General features: G+C 43.1%; 2 protein-coding genes and 3 tRNA genes. 4 read left to right on the top strand and 1 reads right to left on the bottom strand.

The features are described 5' to 3' along the window. Positions 1–61: 61 nt before the first annotated feature. The 4 genes from AACQ17_RS08250 (at position 62) to AACQ17_RS08235 (ending at position 2319) form a co-directional block, all read left to right on the top strand. Positions 62–137 (top strand) — tRNA-Gly (locus AACQ17_RS08250). An 85-nt stretch (positions 138–222) separates the two neighbouring features. Beyond that, positions 223–309: transfer RNA gene (locus tag AACQ17_RS08245), tRNA-Leu, on the top strand. A 23-nt stretch (positions 310–332) separates the two neighbouring features. Next, positions 333–408, top strand: a tRNA-Gly gene (locus tag AACQ17_RS08240). Positions 409–1314: 906 nt separating this feature from the next. Next, complete coding sequence (locus AACQ17_RS08235) at positions 1315–2319, top strand: carbohydrate porin (protein ID WP_094147449.1); 1005 nt, start codon at positions 1315–1317, stop codon at positions 2317–2319. An 84-nt stretch (positions 2320–2403) separates the two neighbouring features. On the opposite strand, the gene AACQ17_RS08230 is transcribed toward AACQ17_RS08235, so the two are convergent. After that, positions 2404–2800, bottom strand: a 397-nt coding sequence (locus tag AACQ17_RS08230; RefSeq protein WP_141201442.1) for a GNAT family N-acetyltransferase, incomplete at its 5' end; no start/stop codon positions are given.

Raw genomic sequence — 2800 nt, 5'->3', positions numbered from 1 at the left:
GGGCTATGCAGCGGATTGCAAATCCGTGGACCTCGGTTCGACTCCGGGACGCGCCTCCATTGCGACACTAGCTCAGTTGGTAGAGCGCAACCTTGCCAAGGTTGAGGTCACGAGTTCGAACCTCGTGTGTCGCTCCAAATTTTGAGGTGTTGAACTTAACGTTCAGTATCTAAAGATGGTGTTACTAAATTTTGTAAACAGCATCGCAATGCAGAATTGCGTGCCCTGGTGGTGAAATTGGTAGACACAAGGGATTTAAAATCCCTCGACTTTCGAGTCGTGCCGGTTCAAGTCCGGCCCGGGGCACCATCTTTTTACTGCTTATGCAGTATGCGACACTAGCTCAGTTGGTAGAGCGCAACCTTGCCAAGGTTGAGGTCACGAGTTCGAACCTCGTGTGTCGCTCCAAATTAAAGCCCTAGCAGAAATGCTGGGGCTTTTTCATCTCTGTCTCACAGCCAGTTTACAACCAACGATATCGTTTTAGAGCAACCTTGCCAAGGTTGAGGTCACGCTTTTAGTTCAAAAGAAAGCGAACCTCGTGTGTCGCTCCAAATTAAAGCCCTGGCAGAAATGCTGGGGCTTTTTCATCTCTGTCTCACAGCCAGTTCACAACCAGTTCACAACCAACGATGTCGTTTTAGAGCCACCTTGCCAAGGTTGAGGTCACGCTTTTAGTCCAAAAGAAAGCGAACCTCGCGTGTCGCTCCAAATCGCGCCCTAGCGGAAACTGGGTAACCCCCCTACGTTCACTATATTCGTTGACGGTTTCGGACGTGAAATTGAAATATTTTAAGCAAAGCCATCACCATCAAACAGCAGTACTTCAATTTATGGTCAAATCTCGCATCGTTTTTACTCTCCATCCCCAATTCTAGAATGTTAATAATTTGATAAAGCAACCTTTATCTTGAGTTGTTATTATTTTGTGAAGTGAAATTTCGGCCTACTTCACATAATTTTCGTGCCAACATTTAATTTATGGTGTGAATTATTTGCAAAAGCGTGATTTATATAAACTTATCAACAACCCATTCATGGGAACGATTCCCAATGTGACATTGATCTATTTTTACATTGATTCGGTGAATGTAAACTCCATCCCCGTCAGCAACGTTAAGGGAATACATAAGCAGTGGTTGCTGAGCAATAAAGAGATTGAGCTGTTCATGATTACCAAAGTAGCGTGCTACTTCCCCCGGTGAATTTGAATCTAACTCATTAATTTTATTGAATATATCTCAGGATGAGATTCAATGTGCCAAGCGCCAACATAATGATAATGATGACCATAAGGTCGATGGAGTATAAAAAATGAATTTTGCTACCTCTGGTAAACTTTCTCTTGCCGCAATTCTAATTTCAGCCGCACTACAAGCAAACGCAGGTATCAGTGTTGAAGGTGAACAAGGTGTTTTCTCAATCGGCGGTGATGTTGAGTTCGATATCAACCTTCGTGATAAAAATGCCACTGACAAGCAACATCTAAATCAAGATGGCCGCCTTTTGGTTCAAATCGCTGGTGAGCGCAGTGTGAGTGGTGACCGTTATATCAAAGCACAAGCACAACCTTTACTTAAAACAACGGGTAAAGTTGAACTTGATGATGCGTGGATTGCATTTGGTCAAGCGAATAACTGGGAACTGAAAGTAGGCCGCTATGAAGCGTTTGATTTGTTCCCTGTTGGCCAAGATACTATGCTTGAATACGCTAAAGTTGATAATGACGCTGAGACAAGTTTTGGTAACGGCGACGTGTACCGAGCGAATGCGGCTCGTGGCCGCGGTGATAACGGACAAATTGGCTTTAGCAAAACGGCAGATAACCTTTATTTTGAACTCTCAACTAAATTTGAGAATGAGTCTGCAGCGGATCAGAATGCCGTATTTGTACGCCCAGTTGTTGCATACCAGATCGTTGACTCAGTTCGTGTTGCTGCTGGTTTAGAAGCCAATCTGACTGCAGATGATAAAGATGCTGCGAATGATTTCCTTGGTTATGGCGCGACAGTTAACTATTCTGCTAACGATCTTTCTATCAACGTGAACTATGCGTTCCGTGATTTCGACAAAACTAAACAAGAAGATACGACCATCGGTGCTAACTTACTGTTTAAAGGCTTTGGTTTGGGTCATGTCTATGGAGAAACTGAGACAACTAATACAGTAAAAGTAAACACCACTTATGCTTCTTACCAATTTGCTAATGTGATGGATGTGGAAGATTTCTCTGTTTATCTAGGTACTTACTACTCGAAAGTAGACGACACAGAAAACAAAGATCTAGGCATGCGTATCCGTCTAAAATACTTCTTCTAAGTTTTAAAACTTAAGCATTAAATCTCAACTGCTTTTGATGCCTACCGTTCGGTAGGCATTTTTTGTATAAGCAGATGCGATGATTTACAGCTGTTTAAGCATCCACACATCGCAGCCGTTGTGCTCAGTGCCGTCCATTGGTCGATCCAAATGTATAAATCCGAGTTTTTCATATAACTGAATGGCGGATGTCATACTAGATAACGTATCCAAATAGCAAGATTGATAACCTGCATTTTGAGCAAACGATAGGCATGCTTTACTGAGCATTTTTCCTAGCCCGCAACCGCGACTTTCTGGTAATAAGAAGAGTTTTTTTAGCTCACAGATCCGTTGGCTATGATGAAAGGCTGCAATACCTGCTCCACCGACAATGATGCCGTCACGTTTGGCTACCAGATAAAGGCTGCTTCTCTCTTGCGTATAATGTTGACTCATGTTTTCCACTTCAGCATCAGATGGGCCAAAACCCTCACCGATG

Origin of the sequence: Vibrio sp. V10_P2A27P122 (assembly GCF_963874335.1) — a bacterium.
GTDB lineage: Bacteria > Pseudomonadota > Gammaproteobacteria > Enterobacterales > Vibrionaceae > Vibrio > Vibrio anguillarum.
The sequence above is the reverse complement of the archived record's forward strand: the minus strand, read 5'-3'. Positions and strand labels throughout refer to the sequence as shown.